General features: G+C 48.0%; 15 protein-coding genes. 1 reads left to right on the top strand and 14 read right to left on the bottom strand.

The window, feature by feature from the left end:
- Nucleotides 1-78: 78 nt before the first annotated feature.
- The 14 genes from EL173_RS15230 to ruvA form a co-directional block, all read right to left on the bottom strand.
- Nucleotides 79-423 (bottom strand): hypothetical protein, encoded by a 345-nt coding sequence (locus EL173_RS15230; protein WP_014571188.1) that lies wholly within the window; start codon nucleotides 421-423, stop codon nucleotides 79-81.
- 215 nt (nucleotides 424-638) lie between these two features.
- Nucleotides 639-1,574, bottom strand: coding sequence for a hypothetical protein (locus EL173_RS03820; protein ID WP_005691994.1), 936 nt, complete (start codon nucleotides 1,572-1,574; stop codon nucleotides 639-641).
- 4 nt (nucleotides 1,575-1,578) lie between these two features.
- Entirely contained in the window at nucleotides 1,579-2,925 is a 1,347-nt protein-coding gene (locus EL173_RS03815; protein WP_005712623.1) for a DEAD/DEAH box helicase, read from the bottom strand.
- A gap of 5 nt (nucleotides 2,926-2,930) precedes the next feature.
- The gene (locus tag EL173_RS03810) at nucleotides 2,931-3,887 is read right to left on the bottom strand and encodes a DHH family phosphoesterase (protein WP_005691989.1); all 957 of its coding nucleotides are present in this window, start codon (nucleotides 3,885-3,887) and stop codon (nucleotides 2,931-2,933) included.
- 6 nt (nucleotides 3,888-3,893) lie between these two features.
- Nucleotides 3,894-5,207 (bottom strand): DRTGG domain-containing protein, encoded by a 1,314-nt coding sequence (locus tag EL173_RS03805; RefSeq protein ID WP_005685512.1) that lies wholly within the window; start codon nucleotides 5,205-5,207, stop codon nucleotides 3,894-3,896.
- 599 nt (nucleotides 5,208-5,806) lie between these two features.
- Nucleotides 5,807-6,910 carry a DNA polymerase IV gene (gene dinB, locus EL173_RS03800; protein ID WP_005693235.1) on the bottom strand — a complete coding sequence of 368 codons (1,104 nt, stop codon included), beginning with the start codon at nucleotides 6,908-6,910 and terminating at the stop codon, nucleotides 5,807-5,809.
- A 529-nt stretch (nucleotides 6,911-7,439) separates the two neighbouring features.
- Nucleotides 7,440-8,927 carry a glucose-6-phosphate dehydrogenase gene (zwf, locus tag EL173_RS03785; RefSeq protein ID WP_005691988.1) on the bottom strand — a complete coding sequence of 496 codons (1,488 nt, stop codon included), beginning with the start codon at nucleotides 8,925-8,927 and terminating at the stop codon, nucleotides 7,440-7,442.
- Between the two features lie 29 nt (nucleotides 8,928-8,956).
- Entirely contained in the window at nucleotides 8,957-9,601 is a 645-nt protein-coding gene (locus tag EL173_RS03780) for a metal-dependent transcriptional regulator (protein WP_005685509.1), read from the bottom strand.
- A gap of 160 nt (nucleotides 9,602-9,761) precedes the next feature.
- Entirely contained in the window at nucleotides 9,762-12,368 is a 2,607-nt protein-coding gene (gene adhE, locus EL173_RS03775; protein ID WP_005714490.1) for a bifunctional acetaldehyde-CoA/alcohol dehydrogenase, read from the bottom strand.
- A gap of 243 nt (nucleotides 12,369-12,611) precedes the next feature.
- On the bottom strand, nucleotides 12,612-13,016 hold the full coding sequence (yajC, locus tag EL173_RS03770) for a preprotein translocase subunit YajC (RefSeq protein WP_029778475.1): 405 nt from the start codon (nucleotides 13,014-13,016) through the stop codon (nucleotides 12,612-12,614).
- A gap of 93 nt (nucleotides 13,017-13,109) precedes the next feature.
- Entirely contained in the window at nucleotides 13,110-14,252 is a 1,143-nt protein-coding gene (gene tgt, locus EL173_RS03765; protein ID WP_005691977.1) for a tRNA guanosine(34) transglycosylase Tgt, read from the bottom strand.
- 490 nt (nucleotides 14,253-14,742) lie between these two features.
- Nucleotides 14,743-15,828, bottom strand: a complete 1,086-nt coding sequence (queA, locus tag EL173_RS03760) for a tRNA preQ1(34) S-adenosylmethionine ribosyltransferase-isomerase QueA (protein WP_005691975.1) — start codon at nucleotides 15,826-15,828, stop codon at nucleotides 14,743-14,745.
- A gap of 9 nt (nucleotides 15,829-15,837) precedes the next feature.
- Complete coding sequence (gene ruvB, locus EL173_RS03755) at nucleotides 15,838-16,884, bottom strand: Holliday junction branch migration DNA helicase RuvB (RefSeq protein ID WP_005685502.1); 1,047 nt, start codon at nucleotides 16,882-16,884, stop codon at nucleotides 15,838-15,840.
- A gap of 75 nt (nucleotides 16,885-16,959) precedes the next feature.
- On the bottom strand, nucleotides 16,960-17,556 hold the full coding sequence (gene ruvA / locus EL173_RS03750) for a Holliday junction branch migration protein RuvA (protein ID WP_005685501.1): 597 nt from the start codon (nucleotides 17,554-17,556) through the stop codon (nucleotides 16,960-16,962).
- Nucleotides 17,557-17,647: 91 nt separating this feature from the next.
- Between ruvA and EL173_RS03745 the strand changes: the two genes are divergently transcribed.
- Nucleotides 17,648-18,244 (top strand): TVP38/TMEM64 family protein, encoded by a 597-nt coding sequence (locus EL173_RS03745; protein ID WP_005691972.1) that lies wholly within the window; start codon nucleotides 17,648-17,650, stop codon nucleotides 18,242-18,244.
- Nucleotides 18,245-18,293 lie beyond the last annotated feature (49 nt).

The raw sequence follows: 18,293 nt of genomic DNA, 5'->3' as shown, positions 1-18,293 counted from the left end.
TGGCCTTGGGCGTGATGGCCGGGCTTTGGCCATTGCGACCAAGGTCCTTATACGCAGATCCCTGCGCTGGGGAGCGCGTTAACGTGAGCGCGAGCCGGCGCGGTTAGAAGTCGGAGTGTAAGCGGCCTCGGGCGGGATGGCCTGGGCTTGGCCATCGCGTTCGAGGTCCTTACACGCAGACTTCTGCGCCGGGGAGCGCGTTATGGAAAGTGAGCGTGAACAGGGCCGCTTAGAAACCGGAGTGTAAGCGGCCTTAGGCGTGATGGCCCGCTCTTGGCCATTGCGACCAAGGTCCTTATACGCAGATCCCTGCGCCAACAAACGCGTTAACGTGAACCGCACACCCTTATCAACATAAAAAGCACCATTGCTGCCAAGGGCGCTTGCACGCGGTACCACCTTGGTTGCAATGATGCGAGTCATTACCACTTCATTAATATTCGTTCACCTGATATTAGGGAGCATATCTTAGCCTGGTGCAGCCGCTCTCAACGTATGTGGCTGTTTCTGTCTCACTCAGGGGTCGACACATATCCTAACGAGTCCCAATTATAGCTTTTCTGAAAAACCAGGTCAACTCGTTATTGAAAAAACAACCGGCTATTCGTCATGTTTCAAGACACCAGATGTCTACCTTCTTAATTAACCGTAACTGTCGCAACCCGCCGATAACTGGCAACGGTCAGGTCATCGGCACCTTCTGCCTGATAAAACGGCGACAATGCCAACGCTGCTTTTGCTGACGGCTGTGCGGGTAACACTGTGCTTTTTTGAATATCTTCCGCAATCAGTTCACTACCCGCACGTTCAACCGGAATCGTCAAACCAAATGGATTCGGCAAATAACGCGGTAACTGCGGCGGCAAGGTATTGCCAAACGCAAACAGACTTTGCCGGCCGCCGCTTTGTAAATATTCATACTGATCCTGAGTCGGCAATCGAAAGCCAAAAAAACTCAGCGACTTGATCAAATCCGCTTTTTGCCAGGACTTGACGATGCTCACTTGATAATGATGAGCGCTGGCAAGTCGTAATTTAATGTTGCCACTGGTCAAGCTCGCCGCCCAACCGCTTTGGGCAAAAGGATCAAGGCTGCCTTGCCGATCCAACAAGCGCAACACCTGCGCGCGAATCGCAGCATAGCGCATGTGATTACCCTTGAAAATACGAGTCGTCAGGCTAATCCGCCCTAAGATCTCCTCATTTGCCGGCGTAGCTTTAGTCGCAACCAGCATAGGCGGCATAGCGACTTCCCGTTGCGGCGACAAAGCCTGCGTTAAGTCCGTTACAGTCAAACCGCTCTGCTGCATGTAAGAAGCCAGTTGTTCTTGCTGCTGCGCATGAAAACCTAGGGTAACTTGGGCCATCCCCGGAATCAACCGCACCCATTCGCCGCCGATCATGGCTTCAAAAGTATGCAACGTCTGCCCATAAAAAGTAGCAGTCACCGGTCGAATCTCATCAACTGTCAGTAACGGACTCAAAAAGTAGCGGGTCAACTGTTGGAAAATAAATCGTTGTCTTTTTTCATCCAAGCTATTCCATGTCGGTAACGTCAACTCGTTTACGGCCATGTTCTCACCCTCGTTTACGGTGCTTGCGTTTCTCGGCTAGCAAGGCTTGACGCCGCGCAACTTTGGCATTGCGCTTGCGTTCCAATAACACTGCTGTCCGGATCTTCTTACGATAGTTTGGCATATGCTTTTGTTTCGCTTTTTTCACCAAGCCGCGAATGGCAAGGCTCGTGTCCTCTTGCTTAGGCTTGCGCTGAACCCGGCGATTACGATCGTACGTGTCAACCAGTTCACCTTTTTGAATGGTCTTAGGCTTAAATTTGATGCCCATATGTTCCAATTCAGCAATCTGATCTTCCTGGCCCGGCTCATATAACGTAATCGCTGTCCCTGGCAAACCATTGCGGCCAGTACGCCCGACCCGGTGAATGAAGAACTCCTGATCGCGCGGAATCTCGGCATTAATCACCATCGATACCCCCTTGATATCGATTCCTCGCGCAGCCAAATCAGTGGCAACTACATACTGATACTTAAGGTCAGCGACTTCCTTCATAATTCGCCGCCGTTCCCGAGGCTGAACCCCGCCATGAATCTTGGCAACCTTGAGTCCCTGATGTTTCAAATAATCATGAATGGCATCCACACTGGTTTTCGTATTAGCAAAAATCAACACCAAAAACGGATGGCCCATCGTCACTAACTGATAAATCAGCTCGTTTTTGTCGCGCCCCTTTGCTGCGATTAAAATATTCTCAACGGTATCGGCAATAACCGATTGTGGCTTGAGTTCAATCACGGTCGGATGATCCATGTATTTGCGCAAAAACGGTTCGAGCTTTTGCGGAATCGTCGCGGAAAAAACGGCCATCTGCAAATGTTCGGGAAAACTTGAAGCAATGGCGTCAACGGTTTCCAAAAAGCCCATGTCTAAAGTCATATCCGCTTCATCCACGACAAAATGACGAACCGATGCTGGCACAAGATCATAGCGCTTGATCATATCCAAAATTCGGCCAGGTGTGCCAATTGCAACGTGCGGTTGATGCGCCTGCAGCTTATCAATCTGCTTTTGCTTATCCATCCCGCCCACCAAACGGCTAATCCGGATTGCTGGTTCGGTTTGCGTCAATTGTTGGGCAACTGCATAAATCTGATTGGCAAGTTCCCGCGATGGCGCCGTAATCACAACTTGGGTCGCGTCTTCATTTGGATCTACCAGGCTAAGCAATGGGACCAAAAAAGCATGGGTTTTACCGCTACCAGTCTGGCTTTGACCTACCAGGTTCTCGCCACGCAGCAACGCAGGGATCACCTTTTTTTGAATCGGCGTCGGCTGGGTAATCCCCATGGCGTCAAGGCCGGCAATCACAAAAGGCTTGAGTTGGTATTGTTTGAATTGATTGTCCATAATGCCTACTTTCTTGTTGTTGAAAAGTCTCTAACTAATTGATCAAGTTGCGTTTCGATTTGAATGATTTCGTCAAAATTGGCCGCCTTGGCTCCGCTTGCCAGTGGATGGCCGCCACCGTTATGTTCCTTAGCTAGGCCGTTAATAATCGGACCCTTAGACCGTAAGTGAACCCGATAACCGCCTTCTGCCTGTTCAATGAACTCGGCCCATGCAACCACCGTGTCTAACCGCCCAGGAGTGCCGACAACCGCGCTTACCTGATCATCAGCTAAATGCAGGTCATTAATTGCCGTGCGCGGTACCGTCACGCTAGCCGCACCAGCCGGACTGATTTTCAAATGATCAATAACATAGCCCTGCAAACGCGCCTGCCCCAGCGTCACGGTATTCATCCGATTGTTAATGGCAGTCGGATCGAAGTCTTTTTTGATCAGTTCAGCAGCAACCTGCAGTGTATGCGGGGTGGTATTGTTGAATAAAAATCTGCCGGTATCGCCAACAATTCCGGCATAAAGCAACCGCGCTGCTTTGTCGGACAACGTTAAAACTCCGTCACTGGCAGCAATGAGATCATAAATCAATTCAGAAGCTGAACTCGCCTGATTGTCGACCCAGACGAGATCGCCGTAAGCATCATCGTTGGGGTGATGGTCGATTTTAATGAGCATTTTGCCTTGATTAAACCGACTGTCCGAAATGCGCGGCGTATCAGCAGTGTCGGTGACAATCACCAACGCATTTTGATAAACATCATCTTTAATTGTTTGCTCTTCAGCCAACCAACTTAAATTGCCAGTATCGCTGCCGACTTGATAAACCTGTTTATCCGGAAAACTGGCACGAATGGTTTCTGCCAGCCCCACCTGTGACCCTAGCGCATCAGGATCAGGATTGATGTGGCGATGAATAATAATTGGATTATTGGCTTTAATAGCGTTAATAATATCGGTCTGGATCATTTTTGATCAATTCCTTTCTAATAGCTGACAAGTCACAACTGCCTTGGCAACCTGAACGCCATCACTGAGAACGTCCACGTCCAAAGTCGCATCGTGTCTCGTTAGCTCAAGCACCCGCAATAAAACAGTCACAATACTCTCCAACTGAACCGGTCGAAAAGTGGTCAGGTTAACGCCCTCAACCAAAACATTCCGGCGCCCGGTATCGTGCAAGTAGCGAGTCGTGCAACTATTAATGGCTTCAGCAAGGACGCCAAAACTCATCGTCCCCAGCGTATTGGTCATCGCCGGCACTGTTTTGAGCTCAAACCCACCACCATATGGCTTTTGCGGGGTAATAGCCGTTAACTGTGCACTCACCTGGTCAGCAATCGTATTGGTCAGTTCACGGCTATGGGCAATCCCGGTTAAGCTGGAAAAGACAGCATTGCGCGTGACGATACCTAAAAGATTCCAACTGTCATCGACAACCGGCATTGCGTTCATGCCATTATCCTGCATCGTGTGGCCGACAGTCGTCACGCTTAAATATGGTTTGACAGTTTGCGGATCTTTTTGCATTAGCCGTTCGATTGGCACAGTCGGTTTCTTGCCAGCTGCCAGTGCCGGACGCATTAAGCCGACCAAGCGTCCGTTTCGCGTCACAACCGGGAGCGGATAATGGGGATCTGTCATTGCCAGGTAATCGCCAACGGTTGCCTCCACGCCAATCGTTTCGATTTGTGAAAGGGGCGTATAAATAGCGGCAACGGTTAAGATGTCTTGCTTAATCGCCTGATCAGACAACGCGCGGTTAATCATGGTTGCAACTGTAAATGTATCATAAGCCGTCTGTAAAACCGGTAATTGCTGATCATCAGCAAGCGCAATAATCGCGGAACTTGTTTCAAAGCCCCCGGTAATCAGAACCGCTGCTCCGTCTTCAAGTGCTAATCGCTGAGCGTCTTCACGGTTACCAACAATTAATAACGAATTACGCGTAATGTATGGACGCATAGCAGCCGGTGTCATGGCCCCGATCACAAACTTATCGAGTTTTTTGTCCATACCAGCCTGCCCGCCTAAAACTTTAGCGTCAATCAAATCAACCAAGGTTTTAAACGTCACGGATTCAATTGGATTTAACGGTTTTTGCTCAATTCGAATGGTACCAACCCGTGCAATTGTCGAAACAAAACCAGTATTTTCCGCTTCCTTAATCGCACGATAAGCAGTACCTTCGCTCACCTTCAAATGCTTGGCAATCGAACGCACCGATATTTTCTTACCAACCGCCAAATTTGCAATATAATCCAAAATCTGCTCATGCTTTGTCGCCATACCATCACCTCATTGCAATCTATCGTTAGTATACCATAGGGTGAGAGTGTACTAATACAGAGCGTGAACCGGCGCGCTTAGGAGTCGGAGTGTAAGCGGCCTCGGGCGTGATGGCCGGGCTTTGGCCATTGCGTTCGAGGTCCTTACACTCCGACTCCTGCGCCGGTGAACGCGTTTCAGCAGAGCGTGAGCCAGCCCGGTTAGAAACCGGAGCATAAGCGGCCTTGGGCGTGATGGCCGCTCTTTGGCCATTGCGACCAAGGTCCTTATGTGCAGGTTTCTGGGCTGGCGAACGCGTTTCAACAGAGCGTGAACCGGCGTAAGTGTCAACTTTTTCTCGGTTCTACTCTAATTAAGTGATTTCCGTTACTCCGAGCTGGCTCCGCGGTGGCAGGCTGGCGACCGCGTAGCTAGAGTGGTGGGCACCACTGAGCCCGCCACCGCTCCGCCAGCTCTTGCTTTCTATCCTAATATTCGAACAAGGTGACCTATCGCACTGCTGCTGGAATCGTCTAAACTGATGCCTCTTTGTTTGCCATACACATAACTCTAACTAAGCTAATACGCTTAGGAACCATTTTTAGACAGCACATCCCTCTCTACAACGGCAAATCAATATTTTCATACTGCTTAGGGTCAAGTCCGGTGACCGTAATCCCTAAAAGTCGAATGGCTAGCTTGGTCAGTTTAACTTCCTGCCAAAGTTGCCACGCAGCCGTATAAATGGCTTGTTCACCCTCAAAATAATGGTCCTGAGTCAATCGTTTCGTCTGGGTCACAAAGTCAACGTCTCTGACTTTCAATACCACCGTTTTGCCATGCATTCCCTTCTGATTCAAAGCAGTTACCACCATCGCCGCCAGCTTCCGCAATTGGGTCTCAACTGCCGTGGCATCCGTTAATGGCGTGCCATATGTTCGTTCCTTACCAATCGATTTAGCGGTATGCACGGCAACTGGTCGATTATCAACACCACGCGCATGTTGATATAAAATAAACCCCATTTTTCCAAACATAGTTAATAACTGATCCTGCGACAATGCCCGTAACGTTTTGCCGTTTGTGACGCCAAGATCAGTCAGTTTTGGTAGTGTCTTCTTGCCGACACCTCGAAACTGCTTGATAGGCAAACGATCCAAAAACAGCAATGCCTGCTCGGGTAACACTAGGGTCCGCCCCACCGGCTTATTATAATCAGACGCCTGTTTAGCAATAAATTTATTATATGAAATGCCAATTGAACTCGTTAGCTGGGTGGCTTGTTTAATCTGATCCTGTAGCCACAATGCGAGCGCAATCGTACTGGGAAAAGCATGGTTAGCTGAAACATCAAGATAAGCTTCATCAAACGCAACCGGCTCGATTAAATCGGTCACCTGATGAAATAAAGTATGAATCTGTGCCGACACCGCTTTGTACTTGGGAAAGTCCGGAGTTTTAAAAACGAGTTCCTTACGTGGCACCAACTGTAGCGCCTCATTGGCTGGCATGGCGGAGTGGACGCCGTAACGTCTGGCAACATAATTTGCGGTGGTGACCACTCCTTTGCCTCCGGTTGTCCGCGGATCACGAGCAATCACCAATGCTTTATGGCGTAGTCGCGGATTATCCCGCATTTCAATCGAAGCGTAGAACGCATCCATGTCTAGATGAATAATTTTACGTGACGTATCGTTTTGTAAGGGTAATTCGAATAACGCCATGTGTTTGCTCACCTCCCCGGAACCTTGACACGTTTCAACAAATCTTGAAGTCGGACTTGCGCTTCATAACACGCTTTCCTGCGCAGAAGTCGGCTTTTCCGCTCCATAACGCGCTCCCCCAGCGCAGGAGCCGGAGTGTAAGGACCTCGGTCGCAATGGCCAAAGATCGGCCATCACGCTTAAGGCCACTTACACTCCGACTTCTAACCGCGCTGGCTTTTCTGCTCCATAACGCGCTCCCCAGCGCAGAAGTCTGCGTGTAAGGACCTTAAGCGCAATGGCCAAAGACCGGCCATCACGCTTAAGGCCGCTTACACTCCGACTTCTAACCGCGCTGGCTTTTCTGCTCCATAACGCGCTCCCCGGCGCAGAAGTCTGCGTGTAAGGACTTTAAGCGCAATGGCCAAAGCCCGGCCATCACGCTTAAGGCCGCTTACACTCCGACTTCTAAACGCGCCGGCTCGCGCTCACTTAAAAAAAAGAGGCTTTGACCTTTTATTGGTCTCCGTCCCTTTGTTCAGTATCATCATCAATCAGCTAGCTGGACGCGCCGTGGTTGCCAGAACCATTCGCGGCCATCGCGTTCAAGTAAGTCAAATGCCGCCTTTGGTCCCATTGTTGCCGCTGGATAAGTTGGCATTGTTGTTTCCTGGGACCATGCCGCCTGAATGGCATCAATAAATCGCCATGAAGCGGATAATTCAGACCAATGCGTGAAGTTTGTCTGATCGCCTTCCAGCACATTGCTGATTAAACGTTCATAGGCCTCCGGAGCTGCTGCAGCCGCTGTCGGGTCGTGGCGATAGCGCAACTCATCCGGCTCAACGTCAAAACCCGTTCCCAATGCTTTACCGTTAAGCTGCAGGGAATAGCCTTCGCTCGGTTCAATGTAAATCGTCAGGCTATCCGGGCGGCTTGCTTCTGCTTGACTAAATAACGGCGCGGTCACCGGTTTGAACGTTAACGTGATTTGAGTCGATTTACGGGTCAGTCGCTTGCCGGTTCGAATATAAATCGGTACGCCTTGCCATTGTGGCATATCCAACAAAATCTTGCCTGCGACAAAAGTTGGCGTTTGCGAATCCGGTGCGACCCCTTCCTCTTGGCGATAACCAGGAACCGTTTTGCCATCTATTTGCGCCGCCACATATTGTGCCTGCACAAAGTTAGCCTTTGCTGCTGCCAGATCATAAGGCCTTAACGCAGCAAACACCTTATCTTTTTCCGTTAAAATATCGGTTGCCGTAAACGACTTAGGCTTGGGCATAGTCAAGTAAGACAATACTTGCATCACGTGATTTTGAACCATGTCGCGCAACGCACCCGCCTTTTCATAATAGCCGGCACGTTCCTCTACTCCGACAGCTTCAGATAACGTGATCTGAATGTTGTCAATAAAGTCTTTGTTCCAGACACCCTCAAAAATGGCATTATCAAACCGGAACGCCAGTAGGTTCTGGATCATTTCCTTGCCAAGATAATGGTCAATTCGAAAAATCTGATCATCATCAAACGTCGCGGTCAGCGAATCGTTCAATGCTTTGGCGCTAGCATAATCATGTCCAAACGGTTTTTCAATAATCAAACGATTGAATCCGGCATCCGTCAACAGATGTTCTGACTTAAGATGACTGGCAATGGTTTCAAAAAAGTCCGGTGCCATAGCCATATAAAAGACGCGATTACCGCCGACTGCAAACTGATCATCCAGCTTTGCCGCAAGATTTTTCAAGGTGATGTAATGATCTGCATCGGTTACATCATGACTTTGATAGAAAAAGTGCTGGGCAAAGGCGTGCACCTGTTTAGCATCCGCATGTGCACCTGCAACAGCATTTGCTACGACTTCGTGATAATGTTCGTCGCTCCATGGTCGGCGGGCAGTTCCGATAACTGCAAAGTGTTCAGCAAGCACTCCGCGGCGATAAAGATTGAACAATGCAGGATAAAGCTTTCGTGAAGCTAAATCTCCTGACCCACCGAAAATAATGATCACAGCGCGCGATTCTTCTGGCATGTATATGACCCTGCTTTCCCAAGTCTTGATTACAATTCAACAAATATGTGAGCAGCGCGATCAGCATCGACTGCCAATTCTTTTCCAGTTCGATCTAGTTTGATGACAACTGCATCCAACGTTTTGGCGGTTACCGTAAAGACGTCATCAAGGCGCAAATCAAGTTTGACAGTGTAATCAATCAATGAAACCTCATCGATCAACCGTTCAATATGACCCTTTTGGCCGACTTCCATCGCTCCCAAAGTGACGCGACTCTGCTGAATATAGTGGCCGTCAGCATCAGGGATCACACCGCCATGAGGGCAATATTGAGGATTGCCTAACATGGCCGCCAAACGTTTTGCCATTTCTGGCGTCAAGGCGTGTTCCAATTTCTCAGCTTCCTGATGAACTGCGTCGGCAGGATACTTCAAGCACTTAACTAAAAAGACTTCCCAGAGACGATGATTGCGCACTAAGATGGCCGCCTTTTTTCGCCCAGCCGATGTCAACTGGATGCCTTGATAAGGCGTGTGTGCTACTAGCTTCTCTTCGCCCAGTTTATTGATCATCTCACTGACCGAGGCAGCAGAGACATGCATCCCCGCAACAATTTGCTTATTAGAGACCAGTTCGGTATCGCCGCCGATCTCAAAAATCAACTTAAGATAATCCTCTTTATTCGGTGTCATTTTACATCCTTACTTTTAATTTGCAGTCACTGTACTACATTATGCCATGACTTGCACAAAAAAACACGTCAATTTCTTGACGTGTTTAATGACGACCGACGCAAACGGTTTATCTGATGAACAATTGCCGATCATCGTGAAATGATTAGCATGTGCGTACTTAGAATGTTGAATCTGTTCCTTCATATTCATCGAGAATAATGTGCTTCAAATCGCTGATCAATGGTTCCTGCGGGTTGGTAACCGTGCAGTTATCTTCATAAGCAAGTTCAGCAAGGCGATCAACTTGCTTGTCCAGATCCGCTTTCTGAACCCCCTGATCCTTCAGGCTTAACTTGATCCCGACGCTATGTGCCAATTTAATGAAGGCTTGAACATAGCTTTCTACTAATTCATCGGTGGTCTTTCCTGGCAGCCCAAGATAGCGGGCAATTTCTGCATAGTCTTCGTTAGCACGGAAGTAACTGTACTTGGCCCAGATTGCACGTTTCTTTGGTTGACTAGCATTGAACCGGATAACGTGTGGCATAGTGATGGCGATGCAGCGTCCATGTGGTAAGTGGAACGCCTGACCTAATTTATGGGCAATACTGTGGTTAATCCCCAGTAAGGCATTGGCAAACGCCATCCCTGCAATGGTAGAAGCATCATGCATCTTTGACTTAGCCGCAATGTCGCCATGATAACTCTTTTCGAGGTTTTCAAACACTAGCTTGATTGCTTCAAGGCTCAGCCCCTTCGTATAGTGGGTTGCCATGGTTGATACATAGCTTTCGGTTGCATGGCACAAAACATCGATCCCGGAATCAGCCACAACTACTGGCGGTACTGATTCAATAAACTGACTATCCACAATCGCAATATCTGGCGTCAAAGCATAATCAGCTAACGGATATTTGATCCCTGCTTTGGAATCAGTGATAACCGCAAATGGTGTCACTTCAGAACCGGTCCCGGAAGTCGTCGGAATGCAAACCAGTTTGGTCTTATTCAGCTTCGGGAAAGTGTAGGTCCGTTTCCGAATATCCAGGAATTTCTGCTTGGCACCGAAGAAGTCCGCATCGCCAGCATCGTTGAACAAGCACATACCCTTGGCTGCATCCATTACAGAACCACCGCCAATCGCGATCACGGTATCCGGACCAAACGACCGCATGATGTCGGTTCCCTTGAAGACCGTATCGGTTGATGGATCAGGTTCAACATCCACGAACGTCTGAACCTGTACCGGATTCTCCCGCCGAGCCAAAACGTCTTCAATGATCTTGACGAAACCCAGCTTTTCCATTGAACGATCAGCAACGATGAAGGCGCGCTTGATGCCTTCCATGTGTTCCAGATAGCGAACCGAGTTTTTTTCGAAATAAATCTTTGGCGGCAATTTCATCCATTGCATGTTGTTGCGCCGTTTTGCCATGGTCTTGATATTCAACAAGTCAACCGTCCCCACATTGTGCGAAATCGAGTTGCCGCCATAGGAGCCGCAGCCCAGCGTCAAACTAGGAATCATTTCGTTGTAGAGATCCCCGATACCGCCAACAGAAGAAGGTGTATTGATCAGGATACGGCAAGCCTGCATGGTATCAGCAAATTTCAATGCCAATTCGTCGTCAGCTGTGTGAATCACCGCGGTGTGTCCCAAGCCGCCGATATCCAACATGGTTTCACATTTCTTGAAGGCATCTTCATGACCATCGGCTTTAACCATCGCCAAAACCGGGCTCAGTTTTTCCCGAGAAAGCGGATATTTCTTGCCAACGTCTTTTAATTCGGCAATCAGGATGGTCGTGTCATCAGGAATTTGAATCCCTGCCCATTCAGCAATTTGCTTAGGACTTTGGCCAACAATTCGAGGATTGACACTTTGCTTCTCAAGGTTAATAACCGTGCTCTCGAACTTCTTCATGTCCTTAGGTTTGACAAAATAGGCACCTTGGGCTTCAAATTCTTTCTTCACGGCATCGTAAATGCTGGAATCAACGATGGCCCCTTGTTCGGAAGCACAAATCATACCGTTATCAAAACTCTTGGACAAGACCAAATCATTAACAGCCTGCTTAATATTGGCACTTGCTTCGATGTATGCCGGTGCATTCCCTGCGCCAACACCCAAGGCCGGTTTGCCGGATGAATAAGCTGACTTAACCATGCCAGGGCCACCGGTTGCCAAGATCGTGGCAATGCCGGGATGATCCATCAGTGTCTTAGTTGCTTCCATGCTTGGAACCGGAATATACTGCAAGGCCCCTTTTGGCAATCCGGCCTTTTCAGCTTCCTCCCGAATGACCTCCAACGCACGCGCTGAAGACTTTTGTGCACCCGGATGGAAAGCAAAGATAATCGGATTACGGGTCTTGATGGAAATTTCGGATTTAAAGATCGTGGTTGATGTCGGGTTGGTCACCGGCGTTACCCCGGCAATAACCCCGATTGGTTCGGCGATGGATACCAAGCCGCGTTGTTTATCTTCATTGATAACGCCAACGGTCTTGTTGTTCTTAATCGAATGCCAGATTTCTTCAGTGGCAAACATATTTTTAATGGCTTTATCTTCCCAAACACCACGGCCGGTTTCGTCAACAGCGAGTTTCGCTAATTCCATATGATGATCCAACCCGGCAATTGCCATACGATGAACAATATGATCAATTTTTTCTTGATCAAAAGTCTTCATGATCTTCAAAGCCGAGTGCGCATTGGCAACCAGTTCATCAATCATGCCTTTCACATCAACTTCAGTAGCAGCCTTCGCAGTATTCTTAAGCATGAGCTTACCTCCAAGCATTTCGCAGAATTTTTGTTAACCATTTCACAAGAACATCATACCTTGTCCTTGTGATTTTGTAAACAATTTTAGTGAACTTTTTCACGAAAATTTCGCTTGTTCACTGTTAAAGCTGATTTGTCAGGGGAATCCAACGTTTTTCACTTTGTATCTTTTTGAACTTATGGCCGTAAAAAAAGACCGGTCAAGAACCGGTCTCTCTGTTAACATCATTAATCTTTAACCTTAAGCCTGCTTGTCATCGTCTGCTTTGGCATCGCTGTCAGCAGCAGCCGGTTGATCATCGGACTTGGCCGCAGTATCAGAAGCTTCCTTAGCCACACGCTGTTCATCTGTGTTGGTGGCTTCGGCTTTTGCTGCTGGAGCCGGGGTTGGGGTTGCCGGACGTGAAGCAACGCCGCGAACCGCATTTAAATTGAATGTCAGATAAATACCGTCTGAGTCAATCACAACGGTCCCTGCTTGCTGATCAATTGAATCGATCACACCATGCAGGCCGCCAATTGTAACGATCGGATCACCTTTTTTTAACTGACTTAGCATTTCCTGACGCTTTTGTTGCTGCTTTTTTTGTGGGCGAATCATGCCAAAGTACATGAACGCTACAAAGATCACCAGCAGAACGATCATTGAAACATTACCATTTCCCAATTTAGGCACCTCTTGTTTTTTTAGTTTGTCATTCAACAGTGTAACAGAATTTCGGACCATGCTCCAAACAATCTAGAAATTCTTCGCCTTTTCCTTGTTATAACCATAAGCTTCAAAAAAATCTTCGCGGAAGGCAAGCAGATCATCGTTGGCAATGGCTTCACGTACTTGCTGCATGAGGTGTAAAAGGAAATAAAGATTGTGGTAGGTTGTTAGCCGAATACCGAATGCTTCGCCAACATGGATCAAGTGGCGAATGTAGGCGCGACTGTAATTGCGGCAAGCATAGCAATCACAATTAGGATCAAGCGGGCCAAAGTCGTGGGCATACTTGGCATTCTTGATGACAAGACGCCCGCGACTGGTCATACACGTCCCATTTCGTGCGATTCGGGTTGGCAAGACGCAATCAAACATATCAATCCCGCGCAATGCCCCATCAATCAAGGCATCAGCCGAACCAACACCCATTAAATACCGCGGTTTATCCTCTGGCAGCAAAGGTGTGGTGAAGTCCAAAACATGGTTCATTTCATCTTTGGACTCACCGACTGACAAGCCGCCGATTGAATATCCCGGAAAATCCATACTTACCAAGTCTTTGGCACTTTGTTCACGAAGATCTTTGAAGCCGGCTCCTTGAACAATACCAAACAGCGCTTGCCAATCCGGATTTTTATGCGCTTTTAACCCCCGCTCAGCCCAGCGACTGGTACGCGCAACACTTTTTTTGACATATTCATAACTTTCAAAAAACGGCGGACACTCATCCAAACTCATCATAATATCCGGCCCTAACGCGTTTTCGATCGCAATCGCCTTTTCTGGTGATAGGAACATTTTCGCGCCATTCAGATGATTCTTGAAGGTGACCCCGTCTTCCGTAATATGCCGGGTATCTGCCAGCGAAAAGACCTGAAAACCGCCTGAGTCCGTCAAAATTCCCTTGTGCCAATTCATGAAACGGTGCAATCCACCGGCTTCTTCAATTAAATCCGGACCGGGACGCAACCACAAATGATAGGTGTTGGCTAAAATAACCGTTGCTCCCATTGTGTCCAATTCCTCTGGCGCCATTGTTTTGACGCTGGCTTGGGTTCCCACCGGCATAAACATCGGCGTTGGAAAAGTTCCATGCGGTGTGATCAATTCACCTAACCGGGCACCACTATGCTTATCTTGATGAATGAGACGATATTTAACTGCTGGTTCCATACAGACTCCTTATTCACAGCAATGCCCTCGCAGCACCGCTTATCCATTTTCTCGTTATGCCAGTTTAACAGAGTTACTTGTGATTTAAAAGTAAGTGACTCGCTCAAAAGCTGCAGGCCTGTTCACAAATGAAACCTGTCCAGCAAATGATAACCAACTTTCTTATAAAGCACTGCCCCACGATCACCGAGCTTTATCCTTTTTTCTACTGGTTTTTCCTGTTAAAATAAAGGTAAGGACGGGATCACCGTTACCGTAGTTTTCGCACTTCCCGGGTTTTGACCTGGCCATTGTGATCGTCTATGAATACGTTGTTCCACGCAGCGATGCGTTAAAAGAAAAATCGAGACATGTCTGTTGGTATGTGTTGATGTGATCCCGTCCGTTATAAAAACCGGTTTGCAAACGCGCAAACCGGTTTTTATATACCTTCAGAGACGATCAATGGCGTAAACTACCCGCAGACAGTAGCGGGTCACATGATCGATCATCAATAAATGAACATCGCGTCGCCAAAGCTAAAGAATCGGTACTTTTCTTCAATGGCGTGTTTGTAGGCGTTCAAGATCGTATCCCGGCCTGTGAACGCAGCCACCAGCATCACCAAGGTTGACTTTGGCAAATGAAAGTTGGTGATAAAGGCATCCACGACTTTCCACTGATACCCAGGCTTAATGAAAATATCTGTCCAACCGGAATCCGCCTTGATAGCACCATCAAATTTAGTGCCAATCGCCTCAAGGGTTCGAATTGAGGTTGTTCCAGTAGCAATGATGCGCCCACCGTTATCGCGTACCTCATTCAAAGTTGCAGCTGCTTCCGGTGTCAGACGATAAAACTCGCTGTGCATCTTATGCGCTTCAATATTTTCTTCTACCACCGGCCGAAATGTTCCAAGACCGACATGCAGCGTCAGATAAACCAGCTTAACGCCCTTATCCTGCACCTTTTGCAATAACTCTTTCGTCCAATGCAATCCGGCAGTTGGCGCTGCTGCTGATCCTAGCTCTTTGGAATAAACGGTTTGATACATTTCCGGATCTTCAAGTTTTTCTTTGATGTAAGGCGGCAGCGGCGTTTCACCGAGCTTATCAAGAATTTCCATGAAAATGCCATCGTAATCAAAATGGATCATCCGTCCGCCATGTTCCAGCTCTTTGGTGACCGTCGCCTTTAACAACCCGTCACCAAAATCAATCACTGTCCCGACTGGTGCCTTGCGCGCTGGCTTCATCAAAGTTTCCCAGTCGTCGCCGGAAGTATTATTAAGTAATAGCACTTCCATGTGGGCACCGGTTTCCGGTTTGACACCATAAAGTCGTGCCGGCATAACCCGTGTGTCGTTCATGACCAACGCATCGCCTGGTTTAAAATAATCCAGAATGTCATAAAAATGCTTATCCTGCATCGCGCCAGTATCAGCATTTAAAACCAACAGACGGCTGGCATCGCGTTCTTTCAGCGGTGTTTGGGCGATCAATTCATGCGGTAAGTCATAATCAAAATCCGAAAGTTGATAATCTTTATTTTCTACGCGCCGATAACGTTTTTTGTCTTGCAACTTGTTCGCTTCCATTCATTTCATTTAGTTGTTTTTTGATGGCGACTGCTCGTCTGAGGATTGCGGCATCGTCATCCCCATGTGTGCAAAGCCAGCAGGGGTCACCATGCGTCCGCGAGGAGTTCGTTTCAAGAACCCGATTTGCAACAGGTAGGGTTCATACATCTCTTCAATCGTGGCCATTTCTTCACCGATATTGGCAGCAATCGTTGATAAGCCAACCGGTCCGCCTTGGTAATCACGAATCATGAAGGTTAATAACTTGCGATCAATCTGATCAAGCCCTTGGGCATCGACCTGCAACTGATCAAGCGCATGATCGACCATTGCCAAGTCAACCGGGCTCTTGCCGGCAACTTCAGCAAAATCTCGAATACGCTTCAACAAGCGATTGGCAACCCGCGGCGTTCCCCGCGACCGCCGCGCAATCTCGTAAGCACCTTCTGCATCAATCGCCATATTGAAGACATTCGCCGAGCGTTTAACAATCTCACTTAAGTCATCAGGCGAATAATACGCCATATGTTCACTAATGCCAAATCGATCGCGCAATGGTGCCGACAACATACCAGCTCGCGTTGTGGCCCCAATCAAGGTAAATGGCGGCAAGGGAAAATGAACCGGATGGGCAGTCGGACCCTGGCCAACGACAATATCAATATAAAAGTCTTCCATGGCCGAGTACAACATTTCTTCAACAATTTTTGGTAATCGGTGAATTTCATCGACAAACAACACATCTCCGGGGCGCAACTCATTCAGCAACGCGACCAAATCACCTGGTTTTTCAATGGCCGGTCCGGAAGTGGTACGGATATTCACACCCATTTCGTTGGCAATCACCAGTGCCAGCGTGGTTTTGCCTAATCCCGGCGGTCCATATAACAAAACGTGATCCAAGGATTCTTCACGTTGCTTGGCCGCAGTAATATAAACGGTCAGCTGATGTTTAACCCGATCCTGACCAATATATTGAGCAAGCCGCCGTGGACGTAAGCTTTTCTCAATTTGTGCTTCATTCAGATCATCAATGTCGCCTGAAACTAACCGATCCTTGTTTGCGTCTGGCAAAAACTCACGCCCCTTCTATATTGTCTGAAAAAGTCTTACCGTTGTCGATGTCCTGCTGCTCCAGTATAATCAACGTTATGCTCGTCCGCTCAACAAGCGTAAACCTTCACGCAGATAAGCATCGGTCGTCGTGGCGTCAAAGGCTTTCAAAGCATCGGTAATGCCATCAACCGCGCGTTGGGTGTATCCTAAGGCAACCAGTGCAGCCAAGGCATCTGCCAGCTCCGGCGCTACTTGATCGGCGGTCGGCATGATCGTTGCGGCAGCCGGTTGAGCATCGGTCGTAATTTTGCCTTTTAGATCCAGGATAATCTGAGCGGCCGTCTTCTTACCGATGCCCGGAAACTTGGTCAAAAATTTAACATCATCTTGGGCAATGGCAGTTGCTAGGCCACCACTTGAAACATTTGCCAAAATTGCCAACGCTGATTTCGGACCAATGCCGGTGACGGATAACAACTGGTTAAAAGTTCGTTTATCCGCTGCCGTTTCAAATCCGTAAAGTGTTTGATCATTTTCGCGGATGATGAGTTGCACATAAATCCGGGTCTGCTTTCCCGCTTCAAAATCGTATGGATTGGCTACCAGCAGGCGAAATCCGATGCCATTGACATCAATGACAATGTACGCCGGCGTTACGGCCTGAATTGTGCCTTCAAAGTATTCGTACATAAGCTCTCCATTCAGTACATATGTTTGGTACGCTTGACTCATTGTAGCATAGAACTTTTCTTGATGATAAATCGTTCTGAGGCTTAACGTTATGACTCCAAAAAATGTCCGCCATTTGATCAATCTTGCCACCCTGATCGTTGTGATCGCTTTAGTCATCGTCACTATTTATTGGTACGATCTAGGGATTCTTTCTGATGTCAAGGTTTTACAAAGTTACATCGCCCGACTCGGCTTAACCGGAGCTTTATTTTTCGTTGTCATTCAAGTTATCCAGGTCGTGATTCCCATCATTCCAGGCGGCATCAGTACCGCTGCAGGTGTGATTCTTTTTGGCCCGTGGTTTGGTTTTCTCTACAACTACATCGGCATCGCGATCGGATCTTTTATTAACTTTTTTCTTGCCCGCCGTTTTGGCAAGCCCCTGCTGACGTATTTAATTTCGGAAAAAACTTATGAAAAATACATCGGCTACACTAAGAATCAGACCCGGTTTGATCACCTGTTTACGCTTGCCATTGTGCTGCCGGTTGCCCCAGATGATGTGCTATGTTTGCTCGCCGGTCTCACCAAAATGACCTTCACCAGGTTCTTCTGGATTATTATACTCGGCAAACCCATTACCATCTTCGCCTATAGCATGAGTTTGCTATATGGTGGCCGGTGGTTGATTGATCTATTCAGTTAAACATGGTGACATGAAAATGGCGCTGCTAGGTTCGCTATTCGAACTTGTG

The organism is Lacticaseibacillus rhamnosus, from assembly GCF_900636965.1.
Classification (GTDB): domain Bacteria; phylum Bacillota; class Bacilli; order Lactobacillales; family Lactobacillaceae; genus Lacticaseibacillus; species Lacticaseibacillus rhamnosus.
The sequence above is the reverse complement of the archived record's forward strand: the minus strand, read 5'-3'. Positions and strand labels throughout refer to the sequence as shown.

Coding starts and splice junctions, on each gene's coding strand:
- yajC (WP_029778475.1), bottom strand. CDS start 13,016: ATGATCGTTCTGCTGGTGATCTTTGTAGCGTTCATGTACTTTGGCATG.
- EL173_RS03810 (WP_005691989.1), bottom strand. CDS start 3,887: ATGATCCAGACCGATATTATTAACGCTATTAAAGCCAATAATCCAATT.
- adhE (WP_005714490.1), bottom strand. CDS start 12,368: ATGCTTAAGAATACTGCGAAGGCTGCTACTGAAGTTGATGTGAAAGGC.
- EL173_RS03815 (WP_005712623.1), bottom strand. CDS start 2,925: ATGGACAATCAATTCAAACAATACCAACTCAAGCCTTTTGTGATTGCC.
- EL173_RS03780 (WP_005685509.1), bottom strand. CDS start 9,601: ATGACACCGAATAAAGAGGATTATCTTAAGTTGATTTTTGAGATCGGC.
- dinB (WP_005693235.1), bottom strand. CDS start 6,910: ATGGCGTTATTCGAATTACCCTTACAAAACGATACGTCACGTAAAATT.
- EL173_RS03820 (WP_005691994.1), bottom strand. CDS start 1,574: ATGGCCGTAAACGAGTTGACGTTACCGACATGGAATAGCTTGGATGAA.
- tgt (WP_005691977.1), bottom strand. CDS start 14,252: ATGGAACCAGCAGTTAAATATCGTCTCATTCATCAAGATAAGCATAGT.
- queA (WP_005691975.1), bottom strand. CDS start 15,828: ATGGAAGCGAACAAGTTGCAAGACAAAAAACGTTATCGGCGCGTAGAA.
- zwf (WP_005691988.1), bottom strand. CDS start 8,927: ATGCCAGAAGAATCGCGCGCTGTGATCATTATTTTCGGTGGGTCAGGA.
- EL173_RS03805 (WP_005685512.1), bottom strand. CDS start 5,207: ATGGCGACAAAGCATGAGCAGATTTTGGATTATATTGCAAATTTGGCG.
- EL173_RS03745 (WP_005691972.1), top strand. CDS start 17,648: ATGACTCCAAAAAATGTCCGCCATTTGATCAATCTTGCCACCCTGATC.
- ruvA (WP_005685501.1), bottom strand. CDS start 17,556: ATGTACGAATACTTTGAAGGCACAATTCAGGCCGTAACGCCGGCGTAC.
- EL173_RS15230 (WP_014571188.1), bottom strand. CDS start 423: ATGACTCGCATCATTGCAACCAAGGTGGTACCGCGTGCAAGCGCCCTT.